General features: G+C 72.9%; 15 protein-coding genes. 4 read left to right on the forward strand and 11 right to left on the reverse strand.

Annotated features, from left to right (window positions below; all coding sequences use genetic code 11):
- The first annotated feature begins 120 nt into the window (after positions 1-120).
- Positions 121-885: a DUF427 domain-containing protein gene (locus OHA34_RS21040; protein WP_285940004.1), complete on the forward strand. Its 765-nt coding sequence runs from the start codon at positions 121-123 to the stop codon at positions 883-885.
- A 259-nt stretch (positions 886-1,144) separates the two neighbouring features.
- Here the strand turns inward: OHA34_RS21040 and OHA34_RS21045 are convergent, their stop codons facing one another.
- Positions 1,145-1,774 (reverse strand): M23 family metallopeptidase, encoded by a 630-nt coding sequence (locus OHA34_RS21045; RefSeq protein ID WP_329518650.1) that lies wholly within the window; start codon positions 1,772-1,774, stop codon positions 1,145-1,147.
- A gap of 119 nt (positions 1,775-1,893) precedes the next feature.
- Between OHA34_RS21045 and OHA34_RS21050 the strand changes: the two genes are divergently transcribed.
- Both OHA34_RS21050 and OHA34_RS21055 read left to right on the forward strand, forming a co-directional pair.
- The gene (locus tag OHA34_RS21050; RefSeq protein WP_329518651.1) at positions 1,894-2,994 is read left to right on the forward strand and encodes a hypothetical protein; all 1,101 of its coding nucleotides are present in this window, start codon (positions 1,894-1,896) and stop codon (positions 2,992-2,994) included.
- A 257-nt stretch (positions 2,995-3,251) separates the two neighbouring features.
- Entirely contained in the window at positions 3,252-4,154 is a 903-nt protein-coding gene (locus OHA34_RS21055; RefSeq protein ID WP_285940001.1) for an AfsR/SARP family transcriptional regulator, read from the forward strand.
- A gap of 172 nt (positions 4,155-4,326) precedes the next feature.
- On the opposite strand, the gene OHA34_RS21060 is transcribed toward OHA34_RS21055, so the two are convergent.
- The 9 genes from OHA34_RS21060 to topA form a co-directional block, all read right to left on the reverse strand.
- Positions 4,327-4,704: a peptidase inhibitor family I36 protein gene (locus tag OHA34_RS21060; RefSeq protein ID WP_285940000.1), complete on the reverse strand. Its 378-nt coding sequence runs from the start codon at positions 4,702-4,704 to the stop codon at positions 4,327-4,329.
- A gap of 101 nt (positions 4,705-4,805) precedes the next feature.
- Entirely contained in the window at positions 4,806-5,723 is a 918-nt protein-coding gene (locus OHA34_RS21065) for a PSP1 domain-containing protein (RefSeq protein WP_285939999.1), read from the reverse strand.
- Between the two features lie 78 nt (positions 5,724-5,801).
- Positions 5,802-6,824, reverse strand: coding sequence for a hypothetical protein (locus OHA34_RS21070; protein ID WP_329518652.1), 1,023 nt, complete (start codon positions 6,822-6,824; stop codon positions 5,802-5,804).
- A 202-nt stretch (positions 6,825-7,026) separates the two neighbouring features.
- Positions 7,027-7,902, reverse strand: coding sequence for a fructosamine kinase family protein (locus tag OHA34_RS21075; RefSeq protein WP_329518653.1), 876 nt, complete (start codon positions 7,900-7,902; stop codon positions 7,027-7,029).
- Positions 7,903-7,905: 3 nt separating this feature from the next.
- Positions 7,906-8,385, reverse strand: coding sequence for a low molecular weight protein-tyrosine-phosphatase (locus tag OHA34_RS21080; protein WP_329518654.1), 480 nt, complete (start codon positions 8,383-8,385; stop codon positions 7,906-7,908).
- Between the two features lie 223 nt (positions 8,386-8,608).
- Positions 8,609-10,327, reverse strand: a complete 1,719-nt coding sequence (locus OHA34_RS21085) for a S8 family peptidase (RefSeq protein ID WP_285939995.1) — start codon at positions 10,325-10,327, stop codon at positions 8,609-8,611.
- A gap of 237 nt (positions 10,328-10,564) precedes the next feature.
- Positions 10,565-11,749: a DNA polymerase III subunit delta' gene (locus OHA34_RS21090; protein WP_285939994.1), complete on the reverse strand. Its 1,185-nt coding sequence runs from the start codon at positions 11,747-11,749 to the stop codon at positions 10,565-10,567.
- Positions 11,750-11,865: 116 nt separating this feature from the next.
- A complete protein-coding gene (gene tmk, locus OHA34_RS21095; protein WP_285939993.1) occupies positions 11,866-13,941 on the reverse strand; it encodes a dTMP kinase in 2,076 nt (691 codons plus the stop codon).
- Positions 13,942-13,969: 28 nt separating this feature from the next.
- The gene (topA, locus tag OHA34_RS21100) at positions 13,970-16,702 is read right to left on the reverse strand and encodes a type I DNA topoisomerase (protein WP_285939992.1); all 2,733 of its coding nucleotides are present in this window, start codon (positions 16,700-16,702) and stop codon (positions 13,970-13,972) included.
- Between the two features lie 221 nt (positions 16,703-16,923).
- On the opposite strand from topA, the gene OHA34_RS21105 reads away from it, so the two are divergent.
- Positions 16,924-17,109, forward strand: coding sequence for a DUF5703 family protein (locus OHA34_RS21105; protein WP_329518655.1), 186 nt, complete (start codon positions 16,924-16,926; stop codon positions 17,107-17,109).
- 250 nt (positions 17,110-17,359) lie between these two features.
- On the opposite strand, the gene OHA34_RS21110 is transcribed toward OHA34_RS21105, so the two are convergent.
- Positions 17,360-18,844, reverse strand: a complete 1,485-nt coding sequence (locus OHA34_RS21110) for a chaplin family protein (protein WP_329518656.1) — start codon at positions 18,842-18,844, stop codon at positions 17,360-17,362.
- Between the last annotated feature and the right edge of the window lie 59 nt (positions 18,845-18,903).

Below are 18,903 nucleotides of genomic sequence, written 5' to 3' on the forward strand. Positions count from 1 at the left end.
GGACCCGTCTTGACCTCTCCTGAGCCGAGTCTGAGATTTCCATGAGAGAGCGGGAGGGCGCGGCGGCCCGACGTCCCTCGGGCCTGAAATAGGTCCGGCGAGGGGGGTGTTTCCCCGGACATGGGCCCACAACAGGACAATGCAGCACAGCGGACGCACGTGAAGATCGAGCAGAGCGCCAAGCGGGTGCGGGCGTATCTGGGCGGCCGGCTGGTGGCCGACACGGTTCGGCCGTCGCTCGTCTGGGAGATCCCCTACTACCCCACCTACTACTTCCCGGTGGCCGACGTGCGGGCGGACCTCGTGCCGGACGGGCCGGGCGAGCATTCGCCGGCCCGGGGCGACGCGTCCGTCCACACGGTGAAGGTGGACGGCGCCACGGCCCCGGGCGCGGCCGTCCGGTACGAGGACTCGCCGGTCGAGGAGCTGCGCGGCCTCGTCCGGATCGACTGGGACGCGATGGACGCGTGGTTCGAGGAGGACGAGGAGGTGTTCGTCCACCCGCGGAGCCCGTACGCGCGGATCGACATCCTGGCCAGCTCGCGGAACGTCCGGATCGAGGTGGAGGGGGTGACGGTGGCGGAGTCGAGCAGCCCGCGCCTGCTGTTCGAGACGGGGCTGCCGGTCCGCTACTACCTGCCGAAGACGCACGTCCGGATGGACCTGCTGGAGCCGAGCGACACCGTGACCGGGTGCCCCTACAAGGGCCGGGCGGAGTACTGGTCGATCCGGGCGGGCGGCCGGGTGCACCAGGATCTGGCGTGGTCCTACAGCGCGCCGCTGGAGGAGAGCCGGCAGGTCACCGGGCTCGTCTGCTTCTACGACGAGAAGGTCGACGTCTTCGTGGACGGCGTACGGCAGGAGCGGCCCAAGACCAAGTTCTGAGGGTTCTACCTCTCCCTGGCCAACCCGCTGTGGACCGCGGGCGAACGGCGCGGCCGGGTCGAGGCGGTGCGGCACGAGGCCCCGGGCGCGGCCACCGTGCGCAGAAGTCCGTGGCCGCGTAGGGCGTACGGCCCTGCGTCCGAATCCGGCCGCACCCGGCCGCAAATGTGCGGTGCGCGGGCTGCCCCTACACAGCCCGCACACCGCCGTTGGAGGTGCGCGCCCGACCGGCCCCCGCCGGCGGCGCGCAAGTGCGTCGTCAGACGCAGTTGGTGCTCGTCCAGTTCTCGATCGGCGTCTCGTCGAGCATGTTGATCGGGCCCCGGCCCTGGATGATCGCGTTGACCATGTCCTCGTTGTCGGCGTCGTCGTGCCCGGGGTTGTAGAGCTGTTCGTAGTGCAGGTGCGGGCGGCCCTCGGCGCCGACGTCGCTCATGTAGCCGATGACCTGGTGCCGCTTGACCTTCGTGCCCGCCTTCACCCGCCGGGTCATGTGCATGTAGGTGGTGAACCACCCCTCGCCATGCCTGACCTCCAGGCCACCGGGGGCGAAGAGCTCGTGCACCACGCCGTCGGCGGACGCGCGGATCGGGCTGCCCGTCGTCATCCCGTACCGGTACATGTCGATCTTCTTGCCGGTCGTGTCGTGCCCCTCGTAGGTCTGCGCGAGGACCTTCACGTCGCAGCCGAACGGGAGCCGGAAGTCCGGCCTGTCGGGATAGGGATCCTCGCCCGCCGAGACCGGCGAGACCGCCGCGGTCGCCGCGGTCGCCGCGGTCGGCGAGACCAGCGCGGCGCCCGCCGGGGCCGGTGCGGCGACGGACGCCACGACGGCGGCCGAGACCGTTGCGGCCACCGTGCCGGCGAGTACGGTACGAGTTCTCTGCATCTCTCTCCCCGTTCAATCCTGCCGAACGTCCGACCCCGTCCAGACGATAGGCCGGGGCGTTATCGATCCCTTATCGACGCCCGATTCCGGGTAGGAGGCCGCCTTCGCCTGCCGTCACAATGAACGAACCCCTCGCCCACTGGAGCGTGCACGTGTCCACCCCTCCTCCGTCCCCACAGGAAGCGGCCTCCTGGGCCGAGTTCACCGCCCGCCTGCGCGAACTGTACGACTGGTGCGGAGCGCCGAAGTACCGTGCGCTGTGCGGCAGGAACGCCGGGCTCTCCCCTGCCGCCATCTCGACGCTCATCGGCAAGAATCCGCTGACCCGGCCTCCGGAAACCGCCACCGCCCGTTTCGTCTCGGCCTGCCTGGGCTATCAGGAATGGCCGGACGCCGAATCCGAAATGGCACGCTGGCGGGCCCACTGGAAACACCTCAACGAGCCCCGGCCCGTCCCACCATCCACGGCGGCAGCGCCACCCGCCCCGGCCCCCGCACCCGCACCCGCACCCGTCGTGAACGCACCGTCGGGAGCGTCGCACGACGTCTCGTCGGACGCCTCGCGTGATGCATCGTCCGGCAGCACGCCGTCCGGCACCGCGACCCGCGCCCCGTCTGCGGAGGCTCACGACAACGACGCGTCCGACACCGAGTACGCGGACGACTCGGACACGACACCGCAGCAGACCTCGTCCGCCACGACCACCGTGTCCAAGCCACCCGTGTCGCCCACGCCGCCCGCACCCCCGGCCTCTTCCGCGCCGTTCGACGGGCGTGCCCGCCGCCTCGCGCTGCTCACGATCGCTATCGTGACGGCGGCCGTCACCGCGGCCGTGGTGGCGTTCCTCGTCGTTCCGGGCGGGGACCGGTCCGACCCGGCGACCAGCTGCCAGTTCATCAGGGGTAACGTCGCGGACTCGCGGACGAAGCGGACCTGGCCGCATCTGTACCAGTGCCCCAACCGGCCGAACGCCGACGTGTACGCGGAGCCGCGCGCCGACGCGATGAGGATCGGCGTGCTGAAGACCGACCCGAGCTGGTTCATCTGCTGGACGCACGGCCGGCCGCACTCCGGCGGCAACGACATCTGGTACTACACCCAGGGCGACACGGAGACCGCCCGGCCCGACCTGAACTCGTGGGGATACGTGCCCGCGTACGAGCTGCACGTCGGCCGGCACCCGGACTCGCGGGTGGCCCGGGAGTGCGGCCAACTCTGATACCCGCCGGTATCGCGCTGCACAGCCGGTATCGGCTCGCACATCGGGCCTCGTTTGCGGCCCTGCCACTCGCAAGCCTGTCACCTGGGCGTTCAAAGTTCAGAACGGATCCGAACGGTCCTTGAACCCGCATTCGTGAACACCGCAGCCGGATCGGTGTCTAACTTCGTGCGGGACACAACGAGACGCCGGTCCCCCGGTGTCGCAGCCCCGCGAACGTCGAATGCAGACCCGCCGCAGAAAGGGTGACGGATCGGGTGACGGACCGCGTGAGCTTCCAGATTTTGGGTCCCCTACAGACCAGCGTCCAGCGGCATGCCATCGATATCGGTGGGCAACGCCCCCAGCTCGTCCTGGCGGCACTCCTGCTGGAACCCGACCGGGTGATACCGACCGACCGGCTCGTCGCCGCGGTCTGGGACGACGGGCCGCCCGTCTCGGCCCGCACCCAGATCGCCATCGCCGTCTCGCACCTGCGGCGCACGTTCAAGCAGGCGGGCTGCGCGCCGGGCGTGATCGAGACGGTGCGGCCGGGCTACCGGCTCCAGACCGCGGTCGCGGGCATCGACGCCCTGTCGGCCGAGCGGCATGTCACGGCCGCCCGCACGGCCCTGCGAGAAGGGCGCGGAGAGGAGGCGTCCGCGCGGTTCCGCACCGCCCTCGGCCTCTGGGAGGGGCCGGTCCTCGCCGGGCTGGACCGCTCGGTGATCACCGCCGGCGCGCTGCGCTGGGAGGAGCTGCGGCTCACCGTGATCGAGGAGGCGGCCCAGGTCGACCTCGCGCTCGGCCGGCACCACGAGCTGGTCGGCGAGCTGATGGGGCCGGTCTCCGAGCATCCGTTTCGCGAGCGGCTGCGCGCGCTGCTGATGATGGCGCTGGTCAGGGCCGGACGGCAGAGCGAGGCCCTCGCCGTCTACCGGGACGGCCGCCGGATCATCGCCGACGAGCTGGGGCTGGAACCCGGCCGCGGGCTGAGGGAGCTACACGAGGCGATCCTGCGCGACGACCCGTCCATGTACCAGCGGGCCGCCGCGCCCCGTGAGGCGCCCGCGCCGCCCATCGGCCCGACCACGTGCACGGGACGCGTACCGCGGGCCCGGCACCGGCGGCGCGGCGGGGGCGGAGCCCGCCGTCCCACCCGTCCCCGCCCGCGCCGCTGACCACCGCGACGGACCGCCGCCGCGTCCGGCCCCGCCAGCCGCCACGGCGGCGAGGCCGGACGGTTCGGCCGCATCCGCCGCCGCGCGGTCACCTCCGCCGCGCGGTCACCTCGACCGGGCGGTCACCTCGACCGCGAAATCGCGCCCGCCTGGCGCGCGCCGCGCCGTCCGCCTACCTGGTCCAGCGGTGCGAACGGATCGTGAGGCCGCCGGCGGTGATCGGCTTGGCCGTGACGGGCACCGGGTCGGAGATCTGGCTCTGGTAGTCCTTCTGCCGGTAGAACCTGACCTTGTTGTAGGGGTCGTTCGTCCGGCCGTTGTTCCAGATCGACCTGACCTTGATGCCGCACCGGACGGCGCCGCCCCGCCAGTCGGGGTCGTTCCCGCGCCAGTGGCAGCGCGTCCCCTGGCCGGCCTTGCCGCTCCACACGCAGACATCGCCCTTGGCGCACGACGCCTCCACCGCCACCGCGCCGGCGGCGCTCGGCGCGGTGAGGAGGGCGGCGCCGACCACCACCGCGGACACCGCTCCGGTCCTGACCCAGTCCATGTGCTCCCCGTTCCGCCGGAACCCCGCTGCCGGGGCTGACGAACCAACGGTAGGCATATCCGTCACCCTTTGACCACCGTGCGTGGCCGACTATGGCACGTTCAGGACGGAGACGACTCGCCCCCGGAAGGCTCACCACCGGACCCCTCGCCCGACTCCCCGCCCCCGGCCGCAGCACCATCGGACGCCCCGGTGTCGGGCTCCTTGTCGCCGTACACGGCCTCGTGCTGCCGGCGGGGCGAGCACACCGAGGCGGACGGGCAGGCGCAGCGCCCACCGCTGCTCAGCCGCACCGACACCGTGTCGGACGGCACGTTGCGCCCCACCACCTGGCCGGGGCCGCTGGGGGTCTCGACGCGCTCGCCGAGCGCGGGCATGCGCTCGTGCGCCTTGACGTACAGCGGGTGCTCGTACTTCAGGCAGCACATGAGCCGGCCGCAGGCACCGGCGATGCGCAGCGGGTTGACCGGGAGGTCCTGCTCCTTGGCCATCCGCACCGAGACGGGCTCGAAGTCCTTGAGGAACGTGGCGCAGCACAGGTCGCGCCCGCAGGGGCCGATGCCGCCCTGGAGGCGGGCCTCGTCGCGCGGGCCGACCTGCCGCAGCTCGACCCGGGCCTTGATGTTGCGGGCGAGGTCGCGGACCAGCGCGCGGAAGTCGACCCGGTGCGGCGCGGAGAAGTAGATCTTGAAGATGTTGTCGCGGTCGAGGAAGTCGACCCCGATGACCTTCATCGGCAGCTCGTGCTTGCGGATCAGCCGCTTGGCGACGCTCCGCCCCTCGGCGCGGCGGCGCCGGTTGCCCTCGTCGCGGGCGAGGTCCTCGTCGGTGGCGGGCCCGGCGCACTCGGGCAGGCCGCCGATGTCGTCGGAGACCCACTGCGGCGCCCACACGCACTCGGCCACCTCGGCGCCGGAGTCGGTCGGGACCAGGACCTTGTCGCCGACCCGGGGAGTGTGCGAACCGGGATCGAGATAGTAGAGCCGGCCGTAACGGGTGAAGCTGACTGCCATCACCATGCCCACGGTTTTGCTCCGTTCGCCCGGTTCCGTGGGACCAACCCTATGTCGTCCGGAATGTCGCCGCGCGCGGCGTGCTCACCACGCGGCGTCGGTGAGGTCGGCGGCGGGCAGCGTGCCGGTCCCCTGGGCGTAGATCCGGCCGTCGCTCACCGAGGCGAGCACGTGCCGTCCGGTGTGGTCGGGGTCGAGCCTGGACAGGTCGCCGCCGACCTTCTGCCGCCACAGCACCTTGGTCGGCTTCCCGGTCTGGACGGAGTACGCCTGCAAGGTGAGCTGCGTGTCCTGCTGCGCACCGGCGACGATGGTGCGGCCGTCCCGGCTCATGAACGCCGCACCGGCGCCCTTCGGCAGCATGAGGACGGGCCTGCTCGCCTTGAGGTCGCCGGACGGGCCCGCGGTGTTGAGCGCGCGCACCTGGTGCCGGGGCACGGTCGTCCGGCCGGCCGTCGTGCGCAGCGGGCTCCACACCAGGCAGAGCGTGCCGCCCGACCAGGACAGGCTGCCGATCCGGGCGGGCGATCTGGCCGTCCAGGTCTTGCGCGTCCCGGTCTTCAGCGACAGGACCTCGACCCGTCCGGCGGTGCCCTTGTACGTCACGTAGGCGATCCGGTCGCCGTCGGCGCTCACCGCCAGGTCGGACCAGGAGGTGGAGACGCCGGGGACGGTCGCCTCGGGGATCTCGGTCAGCTCCTTCGGCCGCCCCTGCTTGTCGAGGAGCAGGTGCTGGAAGGTGACCTTCCGGGCGCCGTAGGACGCGACGACGTACGAGCCGTCGCCCTTCGCCGCGACCCGCTGGAAACGGCGCCCCTGCGGCGCGGCCACGGGCAGCCCGACGTCGTGCCCGGTGCGGACGTCGCGGACGACGAGGGCGGCCCCCGTGCCGCGGACGCCGACGACGTAGCGCGGCTCGGTCCGCTCCTGCTTGGCCGCCGGCTGGGCGTCGTGCTGCTCCTCGCCGGCGCGCTGGTGGCGGTGCACCACGTCCAGGCCCGCGCCGACCGTCACGGCGGCGGCGGTGGCCAGTCCGAGCGGAACGGTCCGCTTCCAGACCGCCCTGATCCGCGAGGCCGGCGCCGACTCCTTGTGCTTGCCGTCCATGGGGATGACCCCGCACCCGCCTTCCGAGTCTCGACCGTCGTGTCGACCCGTCGTTTCTATCTCATCTACCACGCGACAAACAGCCATGATTGCGGACTTGTCTGGTCGAAGCGAACATTGCGTCGCTCCGGCGCCCGTCGGGACGCCCACTCCGGCACGCGTTCCGGCACGTTCCGGGACGCTCAGGTACTTTCCGGCGCGCCTACCCCGCCGCGAGCGCGGCCATGGCGGCCTCGATCGTCGCACCGCTGTACGAAGTTCCGAAGAGCGCCACGTGGACGAGCAGCGGATAAAGCTGGTGCAGCGGGACCCGCTCCCGCCACCCCGGCGCGAGCGGCGCGGTCTCATCGTAGGCGGCGAGCACGCGGTCGAGGCCGGGGGCGCCGAAAAGCGCCAGCATGGCCAGGTCGGTCTCGCGATGTCCGCCGTGCGCCGCCGGGTCGATCACCAGCGCCCGGCCGCCGGCCCCCCACCGGACGTTGCCCGACCACAGGTCGCCGTGGACACGGGCGCGCGGCTCGGGCGGGCCGGCCAGGCCGTCGATCCCGTCGGCGACCCGCTCGACCAGCCGCGTCCCGTCCGGGCCGAGGTGGCGGGCGGCACGGCGGAGGAACGGTTCGAGCCGCCGCTCGGCGTACCAGCGTGGCCAGTCGCGGCCGTCCGGCGTGTTGTCGAGGGGGAGATCGGCGATGTAGCCCTCCCACGGCGCCCCGTACGCGGACGGCGGCGCGGCGGTGTGCAGCACCGCGAGCTCGCGCCCGAGACGTTCGGCGGCCTCCGGGGTGGGCGGCCCGGACGGCAGCCACGGCAGGACCAGCAGGTCGTCGTCCACGGCCAGGACCGCCGGCACCGGGCTGCCCGGACCGGCCTCGGCCAGCCAGCGCAGCCCCGCCGCCTCGGCCGCGAACACACCCGCGAACCCGCCCGTGAAGCCGCCCGCGCGTCCGGAGGCGGCCTTGACGAACACCTCGCGGCCATCGGCGAGCGCGACCCGGTGCAGTGTCCAGGAATGGCTGGAGCCCAGGTCGGAGACCCGCTCGACCCGTGTGCCGAGCAGGGCCGCGACGCGCTCGCGCATGGCTCAGCCGTCCTTGACCGCCGCGCGGACCTCGCCGAGCAGGCCGGGCATCGCCGCCTCCACCAACTCCAGCGCGTGGTCGAAGTCGGACCGGCCGCCGTAGTACGGGTCGGGCACGTCCAGGTCGACGCCGGCGGCCGGGTCGAACTCGCGCAGCAGCCGCACCTTCTCGCGCGCCCCCGCGTCCGGGGCCATCGCGCGCAGCGCCCGCCGATGCCCCTGGTCCAGCGCGATGACCAGGTCGTAGTCGGCGAACCAGCCGTCCTCGAACTGCCGCGCGACGTGCGCCGACCGGTAGCCGGCGCGGCTCAGCGCCGCGACCGTGCGGGAGTCGGCGGCGTCGCCGGCGTGCCAGCCCCCGGTCCCGGAGCTGTCGACCTCGACGTCCAGGCCCTCTTCCTCCACGTGGTGGCGGAAGACCGACTCGGCCATCGGCGAGCGGCAGATGTTGCCCGTGCAGACGAACGTGACGCGGTACGGCATACGTCCATCCTGCCCGAATCCACTCGGCCCCTCACCCACCTGGGCCGCCCCACGGCCAGGGCCACCGGCATGGGCCCTCGCAGCCGAACGCGGCCCCCGGCCGGAGCCGGGGGCCGCACCTAGAACGATCGGTCACCGCGTCACCGCGTCACCGCGTCAGCGGGTCAGCGGGTCAGCGGGTCAGCGGGTCAGCGGGTCAGCGGGTCAGCGGGTCAGCGGGTCATCACCGCTGGACGGCGTGCAGCGCGTCGACGATGCCCGCCCCGTAGAACCCGTTGTTGGACTTGGAGCCCTCACAGGTCTGCTTGGAGGTGTTCTTCACCCACTCGCCGTCGACCTTGGTGTACCAGACGTAGTCGACGGTGGCGGGGCTCGGACAGGGCGTGGCCGTCGCGGTCCCGCGCAGCGTGCGCTCCACGGCGTTCGGGTCCATCGTCAGGCCGCCCCGCTTGCGGTCCGACGTGCCGTACTTGCTGACGATCAGCGCCGCGACGCCCACCGCGTGCGGCGAGGCCATCGACGTCCCCTGCAAGGACTGGTAGTACGCGCAGGTCTTGCCGGTGCACTGCCGGACCACGTACGACACCTTCGGCGTCCCGTCGGCGTTCAGCTCACCGCGCTCGCGCGCGAGCCGCTCGGGGTAGGCGGCCCAGATGCCGAGGTTGTCGTCCGCCTTGCCCTCGGCGTTGTCGACCTTGTCGCCGCCGGGCGCCGCGATCGTGGTGAAGCCGGCGCCGTAGCTGGAGTAGTACGACTTGCGCTTGCTGATCCCGGTCGCCGAGACCGGAATGACGTGCTCGCCCTCGGTCGGCATCGACATGCAGCTCGCCGGGACGCTGCGCGAGTGCGGCTTCTCACCGGGCAGCGACGCGAAGTTCGGGCTGGTCTCGTCGAGGTTGGTCTTGGTGTAGTCGACCTTCTCGTTGCCCGCCGCGGAGATCAGCGTGACGCCGCGCTCGTGCGCGAAGTCCAGCGCCCGCTGGGTGGCCTTGATGATGGTCCGCTGCTCCAGCCGCTCGGTCGCCGAGTCCGCCGGGTTGTCGCCGCAGTTCCACAGCCACGGGTCGATGTAGTACGACATGTTGACCACGTCGATGCCGTGCTTGGCCGCGTAGGTGAGGCCGTCCACTGTCGGCCCGAGGTAGAAGTTCCCCGAGTCCTGCCCGACCCGCAGGTTGACCAGCGACACGTTCGGCGCGACGCCGGCCATGCCGAGCCCGTTGCGCGGCGAGGCGATCGTGGACGCCACGTGCGTGCCGTGGTCGTTGTCGTCCCAGTCGACCGGGTCGACGCAGGACTTGAACTCGCAGGGCCCGTCCAGCTCGTTGCCGTCGGCGTCCACCGGGACGTCGGTGGTGAAGTTGCGGCTGAGCCCGCGGTTGAAGTTCGGCTTGACGTCGGGGTGACTGCCGTCGACGCCGGTGTCCAGGATGCCGACCAGCACCCGCCGGTCGCCCGGCTCCACCTTGTAGGAGCCGTCGGCGGTCGCGTTCATCTGCTTCATGTCCCATTGCAGGTCCGCGAGCGGCTCGGCGCCCTTGGCCGGCTTGGACGGCCTGGCCGGCTTGGCGCTGCCGGCCCCCGTGCCCTTCACCGCCTCCACCTGCTTGCCCGCGCTCTTGGCGGTCTTCGGCGCCTTGCCGATCACCCGGTTGTGCGCGACGCCCTCCAGGGCCCGCTGGGCCATGGCGGCGGCGGTGAACCCGGGGTTCTCCGACCGCACCGTGGCCACGCCCACGTCGGTGTTCTCGTGGACGATCGAGCCTCCTGCCGCCTTCACGGCCGCGTGGGCCTTACTTGGGGAGGCGCCCTCCTTGTAGAGGACGACGTACTCCGAGACCTGACCCTTGGCCTGCGTGGGGTTGGGTGCCGCAGACGCTGGGAACGCCAGCGCCGTCGTGGTGACGACGGCGCAGGCGGCAGCGATGATGGCGCGCCGCAATGCACACCTCCTGCATGGGGGGAATGCCCGATTTTGGGCTCAACCCTCGCGACGGTACGGGAGTTGTTGTCGAGGCGAGCGAACGAGTAAATAACGAAATGGGGCATTTTGCGTTAGGACGGCACTCGCGGGACGGTCAGCCGACGTGCCGGGACGCCGGCCGGCACAGGACGGCCGGCCGGCGGGCGGGGATGGTCAGCCGCTGCGCGGGGACGGCCAGCCGGCGGGCGGGGACGGTCAGCCGGTGCGCAGGGCCATGGTGAGGGCCTCGACGGCCAGCAGGGGGTTGACGCTGGCGCCCAGCCGCTCCCTGCACTTCATGATCGCGTCGAGCCGCCGGAGGGTGCCCTCGGGCGGGCCCTGGGCGGCGGCGGTGCGCAGCTCGGCCGCCAACTCGGTGTTGACCAGCTCGGCGCCCGCGCCGAGCTGGAGCGTCAGCACGTCGCGGTAGTAGGAGGCCAGGTCGAGCAGCGCCCGGTCGAGGGAGTCGCGCTTGACCCGCGTCGCGCGGGACTTCTGCCGGTCCTCCAGGTCCTTCAGCGCCCCGGCGGTGCCGCGCGGCATCCGTCCCTTGGCGCTCTCGCCGAGCGCCTGCCGCAGCGCCGACGTCTCGGTCTCGTTGAGCTCCTCGGCCATCGTCTTGGCCTCCGCCTCGGCCGCCTTGACCAGCGTCTCGGCGGCCAGCACCGCCGGGCCGACCGACGTCAGCCGGCGCGGCACCGCCATCACCTCGGCGCGGACCCGGCGCGCGCCCGGATCGGTGGCCAGCCGCCGCGCCCGGCTGATGTGGCCCTGCGCCGCGCGCGCCACGACCTCGGCGGTGTCGCGGTCGACGCCGTCCCGCTGGACGAGCACGTCGGCGACGGCCGCGACCGGCGGCGTGCGCAGCGTCACCAGCCGGCAGCGCGACCTGATGGTGACCAGCAGGTCGTCCGGGGACGGCGTGCACAGCAGCCAGACCGTCCGCGGCGGGGGCTCCTCGATCGCCTTCAGCAGCGCGTTGGCGGCGGCCTCGGTGGCCCGGTCGGCGTCCTCGAACAGCACGATCTGCCAGCGGCCCCCGCTCGGCGACGACGACGCGCGCAGCACCAGCTCGCGGGTCTCCTTCACGCCGTACGACAGCCCGGCGGGACGCACCACCTCCACGTCGGCGTGCGTGCCCTGGAGGACCTGGTGGCAGGAGGCGCAGTGCCCGCAGCCGCGAGGCGTCTCGGTGCACTGGAGGGCGGCGCCGAAGGCCCGCGCGGCGGTCGAGCGGCCCGCGCCGGGCGGCCCGGTGAACAGCCACGCGTGCGCCATGTTGCCGCCGGGGGCGCCCGCCGGACGGCCCGCCGAGGTGGCCGTGCCCACGGTCCCGTCGGCGGCCGACCGCAGCTGCGCGACGACCGGATCCTGCCCCACCAGGTCATCCCACACGCTCATGCGTCCAGGCTATTGCCTCCGGCCCGATCCCCCGCCCGAATCACCGGCCGGGCCGCGCCCGCCCGCGGCACGGGCGCCCGGCGGCCGGCGCGCCGTGGGTCGCCGCCGGGCGGCGGTCAGCCGTCGGTGATGACGGGGAAGGTGCTGGTGACGTCCTCGGTGCCCGCCGGGATCGGGTCGGGCAGGATCTCCCGGATCCGGTACTGGATCTCGCGGCTCAGCTCGGCCTGCGAACGGCCCGCGTCGAGGATCAGGTAGCGGTCCGGGTAGGCCTCGGCCAGCGCCCGGAACCCCTCACGCACCCGCTCGTGGAACTCCTGCGGCTCGGACTCGATCCGGTCGGCCGGCGAGCGGAGCCGGCCGAGACCGGTCTCCGGCGGCACCTCCAGCAGGACGGTCAGGTCGGGGATCAGCCCGCCGGTGGCCCACGCGTTGACCCGGGCGATGTCCTCGACCGGCTGCTGCCGGCCGAACCCCTGGTAGGCCAGCGAGGAGTCGACGTACCGGTCGCTGACCACGATGGCGCCGCGGTCCATCGCGGGCCGGATCACGTTGGCGACGTGGTCGGCGCGGTCGGCGGCGTACAGCAGCGTCTCGGCGCGGGTGGACAGCCCGGTGGTGTCGCGGTCGAGCAGCATCGCGCGCAGCCGCATTCCGATCTTGGTGGCGCCCGGCTCGTGCGTGGTGACCACGTCGTAGCCGTGGTCGCGCAGCCAGATCGCGGCGAGCCGCGCCTGGGTGGTCTTGCCCGCGCCCTCGCCGCCCTCGAACGCGACGAACACGCCGCGCTCGCGCTTGACCGGCGTCGCGGCGGCCTCGGCCTCGGCCTCGGCGGGCGGGACGTACACCTGCCCCTGGAGCGCGGCGGCGAGGTCGGGGAGCAGCGGGACGCCGCGCCGGTCGTCCAGCCGCCGGTACGCGAGCAGGCCCGCGACCAGCGCGACCACGGCGACGATGAGGAGCGCCGCGCCCGCGCCGCCGAAGGTGTAGGAGCCGTCGCCGACCTTGATCCGGTGCGTGCCGAGCACCCCGGCCAGCGGCGGCACGGCGGCGAACGCGACCAGGACGGCGACCAGCGCCACCGACCGCAGGTACGCGAACGCGCTCTCGTCCTCGGCGTCGTCGCCCGGCAGGAGCGCCGCGGACGCGGTCGACCAGGCGGCCCCGGCGGCGACGCCGAGGAACGCGGTCACGAACACCACCACGACCAGGTTGTGCACCAGCGAGACCAGGACCAGCGCCAGCGCCGTCGCCACGACCGTCAGCCCGAGCAGGCGGCGGCGGCTGAACGGGCCGAGCACGCGCGGGCCGAGGAACAGCCCGAACGGCAGCCCGACCGCGAGCCCGGCGAGGACGCAGCCGTAACCGGCGTCGCCGCCGCCGAGGTCGCGGGCGTACACCCGGGCGACCGCGACGACCGCGCCGGCCGCCAGCGCGACGCCGGTGATCGCGAGGCCGAGGCCGCGCGCGGCCGGCGCGCCGGCGGCGGTGCGCGGCCCCCGGACGATCAGCTTCAAGGGCGCCGGGACCGGGAACCCGTCCGGCCCCGGGCCGGGCAGGCCGCGCAGCAGCGCGACCGCGGCACCGGCGACGAGGAAGACCGCGGCGGTGACGTACAACGCGAGATCGGCCCGGCGCTCGGTACCGGCCAGCGTGTCGCCGAGCAGCGCCAGCACGGTGAACAGCACGGCCGCGACCGGCGCCGCCCCGGACACGCCGCGCAGCGCCGACCGGCCGGCCTCGGCCCGCCGTTCCGCGGGCGCCAGCGCTGGCACCGACGCGCCCGCGGCCGGCACCCACAGCAGCGTCAGACAGGCGACCAGGAACGCGACCCCGAGCGTCCACGGCAGCATGTCGACCAGCGGCACCGACACCACCAGCGCGAACCGCAGCAGATCGGCGACGAGCATGGTCAGCCGCCGGTCGAGCCGGGCGGTGACCGGGCCCGCCAGCGGCGCCAGCAGCACCGCCGGCAGCAGCATCAGGACCAGCACGCCGCCGACGGCCTGCGCGCGGCCGGCCATCGCGTCGTCCTGGGTGAGCACGCCGGCCATCGCGGTGAGCGCCGCGACGCTCAGCCAGTGGCCGAGGCCGGACAGCGAGAGCACCAGCCACAGCCGCCTGGAGGGCCTGTTCGACGAAACGCCCGGCGGCGCGGCGGGGTGCGGCCGGGTGGCGTCCGTTCTGGTCATGTCGGTCAGGGTATCGGCGTAGTTGTCCTTAGGAGCCCGACTTCGCGGAGGTTCGTCGGCGCGGTGCCGGCTTCTTCTTCCCGCCGCCCGCGGCCACCTTCTCCCGCCGCTCGGCGAGCAGCTCGGCGGCGCGCTGGATCGTCACCGACTCGACCTCGTCGCCCTTGCGCAGGCTGGCGTTGGTCTCACCGTCGGTGACGTACGGGCCGAATCGGCCCTCCTTCACCACCACCGGCTTGCCGCTGGCCGGGTCGTCGCCGATCTCGCGCAGCGGCGGCGCCGCGGCACGGCCCCGGCCCCGCTGCTTGGGCTGGGCGAACAACTCCTTGGCCTGCTCCAGCGTGACGGTGAACAGGTCCTCCTCCGAGCCGAGCGAGCGGCTGTCGGTGCCCCGCTTGATATAGGGCCCAAACCGCCCGTTCTGCGCGGTCACCGGCTCCCCGTCGAGCTCGCCCAGCGTCCGCGGCAGGGACAGCAGCTTCAGCGCGTCGTCCAGCGTGATCGTGTCGAGCGACATCGACTTGAACAGCGAGCCGGTGCGCGGCTTGACCGCGTCGGCCTTCTTGGTGCGCTTCTTCTTCTCGCCCTCGGCGGGCGCCGCCGGCTCGGGCAGGATCTCGGTGACGTACGGGCCGAACCGGCCCGACTTGGCCACGATCGTGCGACCGGTCTCCGGGTCGGTGCCGAGCTCGCGGTCGCCGCTCGGCTGCGCGAACAGCTCCTCGGCCTTCTCCCCGGTCAGCTCGTCCGGCGCGATGTCCTCGGGAATGTTGACCCGCTCGCCGTCGCGGTCGAGGTAGGGCCCGTACCGGCCGACGCGCACCATGATGTCGGTGCCCTTGACCGGGAACGAGCTGATCCCCTTGGCGTCGATGTCGCCGATGTCGCCGACCAGCTCCTTGAGTCCCTCCTCACCGCCCTCGCCGTCCTCGCCCTCGGTGCCGAAGTAGAACCGGCCGAGCCAGCGGACCCGCTCGGCCTCACCCCGGGCGATCTCGTCGAGACCGTCCTCCATGTGCGCGGTGAAGTCGTAGTCGACCAGGTTGCCGAAGTGCTGCTCCAGCAGGTTGACCACCGCGAACGCCAGGAAGGACGGGACCAGCGCGGTGCCCTTCTTGAACACGTAGCCGCGGTCGAGGATGGTGCCGATGATCGAGGCGTAGGTGGACGGGCGCCCGATCTCCCGCTCCTCCAGCTCCTTGACCAGGCTGGCCTCGGTGTACCGGGCCGGCGGCCGGGTCGAGTGCCCCTCGGCCTCGATCGACAGCGCGCTCAGCGGCCGGCCCTCGTCGAGGTTCGGCAGCCGCCGCTCCTGGTCGTCGCGGTCGGTGGACGGGTCGTCGGCGCTCTCCACGTACGCCTTCAGGAAGCCCCAGAACGTGATCGTCTTGCCGGTCGCGCCGAATTCGGCGACCTCGTCCCCCGTGGAGGTCCCGGTGACGCGCACCGACACCGACTGCCCCGCGGCGTCCTTCATCTGGCTGGCGATCGTCCGCTTCCAGATCAGCTCGTACAGCCGGAACTGGTCGCCGCGCAGGCCCGTCTCGGCGGGCGTGCGGAAGCTCTCGCCGGCCGGGCGGATCGCCTCGTGCGCCTCCTGCGCATTCTTGACCTTGGAGGTGTAGACGCGCGGCTTGTCCGGCACGTACTCGGCGCCGAAGAGCGTGCCGGCCTGCCGCCGGGCCGCGGTGATCGCGGTCTCCGACAGCGTGATCGAGTCGGTGCGCATGTAGGTGATGAAGCCGTTCTCGTACAGCTTCTGCGCCACCGACATCGTGTACTTGGCGGAGTAGCTCAGCTTGCGGCTGGCCTCCTGCTGCAACGTGGTCGTGCGGAACGGCGGGTACGGCTTGCGGGTGTACGGCTTGCGCTCGACCGACTTGACCGCGTACGGCCGTCCGTCCAGCCGGGCCGCCAGCCCGCGCGCGGCGTCCTCGTCGAGGTGCAGCACGTCACGGGTCTTGAGGGTGCCGTCGGAGGCGAAGTCGCGGCCCTGCGCGACGCGCTTGCCGTCGACCGAGACCAGCCCGGCCTTGAACGCCTTGGGCTCCTCGCCCCCGGCCTCGTCCGGCCCGCCGCTCACGGAGAAGGCGCCCGCGATGTCCCAGTAGTGCGCCGGGACGAACGCGATCCGCTCCCGCTCCCGCTCGACGACCAGCCGGGTCGCCACGGACTGCACCCGGCCCGCCGACAGCTTCGGCATGACCTTCTTCCACAGCACCGGGCTGACCTCGTAGCCGTACAGCCGGTCGAGGATGCGGCGGGTCTCCTGCGCGTCGACCAGCCGCAGGTTGAGCTCGCGCGGATTGGCCGCGGCCCGCTGGATGGCGTCCTTGGTGATCTCGTTGAAGACCATCCGGTGCACCGGGACCTTGGGGTTGAGCACCTTCAGCAGGTGCCAGGCGATCGCCTCGCCCTCCCGGTCCTCGTCCGTCGCGAGGAAGAGCTCGTCGGCCTCGGCCAGCAGCTTCTTGAGCTTGGCCACCTGCTGCCGCTTGTCGGTGTTGACGACATAGAGCGGCTCGAAGCCGTGGTCGACGTTCACGCCGAGCTTGGCCCACGACTCGCCCTTGTACTTGGCCGGCACCTCCGAGGCGCTCCCGGGCAGGTCCCGGATATGGCCGATACTGGACTCCACGATGTAGCCACGGCCCAGGTAGCCGGCGATCGTCTTCGCCTTCGCAGGCGACTCGACGATCACCAGGCGGGTCCCGGTGCCCCCGTCCTGGCCACGCTTCGCAGTGCCGTTCTTGGCTGGCACAGTCGCTCCAACCTCGCAGTCTGGTCTTCTTACCCGAGCTTCGTACAACGTTGCACGACGACGCGTTCATGCCCGCGTCCGCGGTCTGGCCCGCCCCCGTCGGCCGTCACCGTCCACCACGGTGAACCTCCGACAGGATGACACGTCACCCTCGGGACCGGGACACAAGGCCGCCACCGTACGATCCCCGGCCGCCGGGAGGCCAGGCCATAATGGTCACGATGGCGCAGTACACCTACCTCGTCCTGCGACTGCCGCGCGGCACCACCCGTGACACCGCCCGGCAGATCATGACCGAGCACGCCGAGCACGGCGGCTGGGAGCTCGATCGATTGCGGCTCTACCCCGACGGTAGCCGCCGAATCCAACTCCGGCGCAAGATCATCCGCCAGGTCCGTACCTTCTGACGTCGCCCGCCCCGCTTCCCCGGCCGGAGCGTAGCACTACGTACGAGATTTATGACGTGCCGTAATCATAACCGCCTTGCATAGAGCTTTGCCCGCCCCGGACCGCGCTTCCGGGACGGGCAAAGCGTTCCTGGGCCCCCGCCGGCGGCGCTCGGAAGGCGGGGCCGCACACCGCCGTGGCGGGCGCGTCCAGCCTGGTCAAGCGGCACCCCGCCGGACGGGGGCGAGGCCGGCGGAACCGGCCCCTAGCTCACCTGCGGCCGGGACGGGCCTTGCGGGTCAGCGCGAACGCCCCCGACACGAACACCACGGCCATGCCGAGCCCCCACACCGAGCCGGCCTTGGGGGTGTCGGCCAGCGGCTCCACCGCGGCCACCGGCTTGATCGCACCGAGCTTCCCCACCTCGGGGACCTTCACCCCACCGGCCCCGGTGAGTACCTTGGCCCCCGGCAGCCCGTCCGTACCGGGTCCACCCTGGGCGCTCCGGCCCCCGGTCGCCGGCGCGGACCGCTCCGACAGCTTGGGCAGCACCTTGACCGGGGTCTTGGGCAACGTGGGCAGCTTGGCCAGGGAGCCGAGGTCGCCCGGTCCGGGCGTCCCCCGCCCAACGCGCGCGGACGAACCGTCCCGCCCGCGGCTCGCGGCGTCACCGCGCTGCCGCCCGGGGCGTCCGGCCACGGCCGCGCCCTTGCACCCGGCCTCGGCGCGACCGGCGACCGCCACCGCGTTGCCGCAGACGTTCACCGGCACCGAGATCGGCGCGTTCACCTGATTCCCCGCCAGGACGCCGTGGGCGCCCGAGGTCTTCTGGCCGGCACCGCCGCGACCGTGGCCGCCCGCCACCCGCGCGCCGCCCTCGCAGACCGCGCCCGCCTTGCCCAGTACGGCCACGGCGTTGCCGCAGACGTTGACGGGAACGCTGATCGGCGCGTTCACCTGGTTGCCGCCGAGCACGCTGAACGCCCCGGAGGTGACCTGACGGCCACCGGGCCGCGCACCGCCGGTGACCGCGGCCCCGCCCTCGCACCCGGCGACGGCCTTGCCGAGGATCGCCACGGCGTTGCCGCACACGTTCACGGGGATCGAGATCGGCGCGTTCACCTGGTTTCCGGCCAGAATCCCGTGCTTCCCGCTGGTCTGCTGCCCGGCAGGCCGCTTCCCACCAGAGTGGTGCTGCGCGCCCTTCCCGTGGCCCTTCCCGGGCGCCTTTCCGTGGCCCTTCCCGGGCGCCTTTCCGTGGCCGCTGTGAGCGGCGGAGCCGCCCTTGCAGCCCGCGTCCGCCTTCCCTGCGACCGCGACCGCGTTGCCGCAGGCGTTCACGGGCGCCTTGACCGGCGCGTTCACCTGATTGCCGGAACCGATCCCGGCTTTGCCGGAGGTCGACTGCCCGCCACGCCCGTGACCGCCCTTGTGCTTGCCAGGCTTGTGCTTGCCGGGCTTGTGCTTGCCCTTCGGCCCCTTGTGACCCTTGTGGCCGCCCTTGTGGCCGCCCTTGTGGACCGCCGCGCCGCCCTCGCAGCCGGCCGCGGCCTTGCCGAGGACGGCGGCGGAGTTGCCGCAGGCGTTGACCGGCGCCGAGATCGGCAGGTTGGCCTGGTTGCCACCAAGCACGCTGGAGTCGCCGTTGGTGGTGCCGGCGAAGGCCGCGGAGGCCGGGACGGCGGTGACACCGAGAGCGACAAAGCCCGCGGTGAGCAGGACGGCACGGGAGGTGCTCTTGACCCACGTTCGCATGATGCTCCGTTCGGGAGGTGATAGGTGATGAATGACGTGCAGAGATGCGGGATCGCCGG

It is taken from the genome of Spirillospora sp. NBC_01491 (assembly GCF_036227065.1).
Classification (GTDB): Bacteria; Actinomycetota; Actinomycetes; order Streptosporangiales; family Streptosporangiaceae; genus Spirillospora; species Spirillospora xylanilytica.

Bases quoted from the DNA above. Each gene is read 5' to 3' on its own strand.
- OHA34_RS21040 (WP_285940004.1), top strand. From the start codon at position 121: ATGGGCCCACAACAGGACAATGCAGCACAGCGGACGCACGTGAAGATC.
- OHA34_RS21045 (WP_329518650.1), bottom strand. From the start codon at position 1,774: ATGCAGAGAACTCGTACCGTACTCGCCGGCACGGTGGCCGCAACGGTC.
- OHA34_RS21050 (WP_329518651.1), top strand. From the start codon at position 1,894: ATGAACGAACCCCTCGCCCACTGGAGCGTGCACGTGTCCACCCCTCCT.
- OHA34_RS21060 (WP_285940000.1), bottom strand. From the start codon at position 4,704: ATGGACTGGGTCAGGACCGGAGCGGTGTCCGCGGTGGTGGTCGGCGCC.
- OHA34_RS21065 (WP_285939999.1), bottom strand. From the start codon at position 5,723: ATGGTGATGGCAGTCAGCTTCACCCGTTACGGCCGGCTCTACTATCTC.
- OHA34_RS21070 (WP_329518652.1), bottom strand. From the start codon at position 6,824: ATGGACGGCAAGCACAAGGAGTCGGCGCCGGCCTCGCGGATCAGGGCG.
- OHA34_RS21075 (WP_329518653.1), bottom strand. From the start codon at position 7,902: ATGCGCGAGCGCGTCGCGGCCCTGCTCGGCACACGGGTCGAGCGGGTC.
- OHA34_RS21080 (WP_329518654.1), bottom strand. From the start codon at position 8,385: ATGCCGTACCGCGTCACGTTCGTCTGCACGGGCAACATCTGCCGCTCG.
- OHA34_RS21090 (WP_285939994.1), bottom strand. From the start codon at position 11,749: ATGAGCGTGTGGGATGACCTGGTGGGGCAGGATCCGGTCGTCGCGCAG.
- tmk (WP_285939993.1), bottom strand. From the start codon at position 13,941: ATGACCAGAACGGACGCCACCCGGCCGCACCCCGCCGCGCCGCCGGGC.
- OHA34_RS21105 (WP_329518655.1), top strand. From the start codon at position 16,924: ATGGCGCAGTACACCTACCTCGTCCTGCGACTGCCGCGCGGCACCACC.
- OHA34_RS21110 (WP_329518656.1), bottom strand. From the start codon at position 18,844: ATGCGAACGTGGGTCAAGAGCACCTCCCGTGCCGTCCTGCTCACCGCG.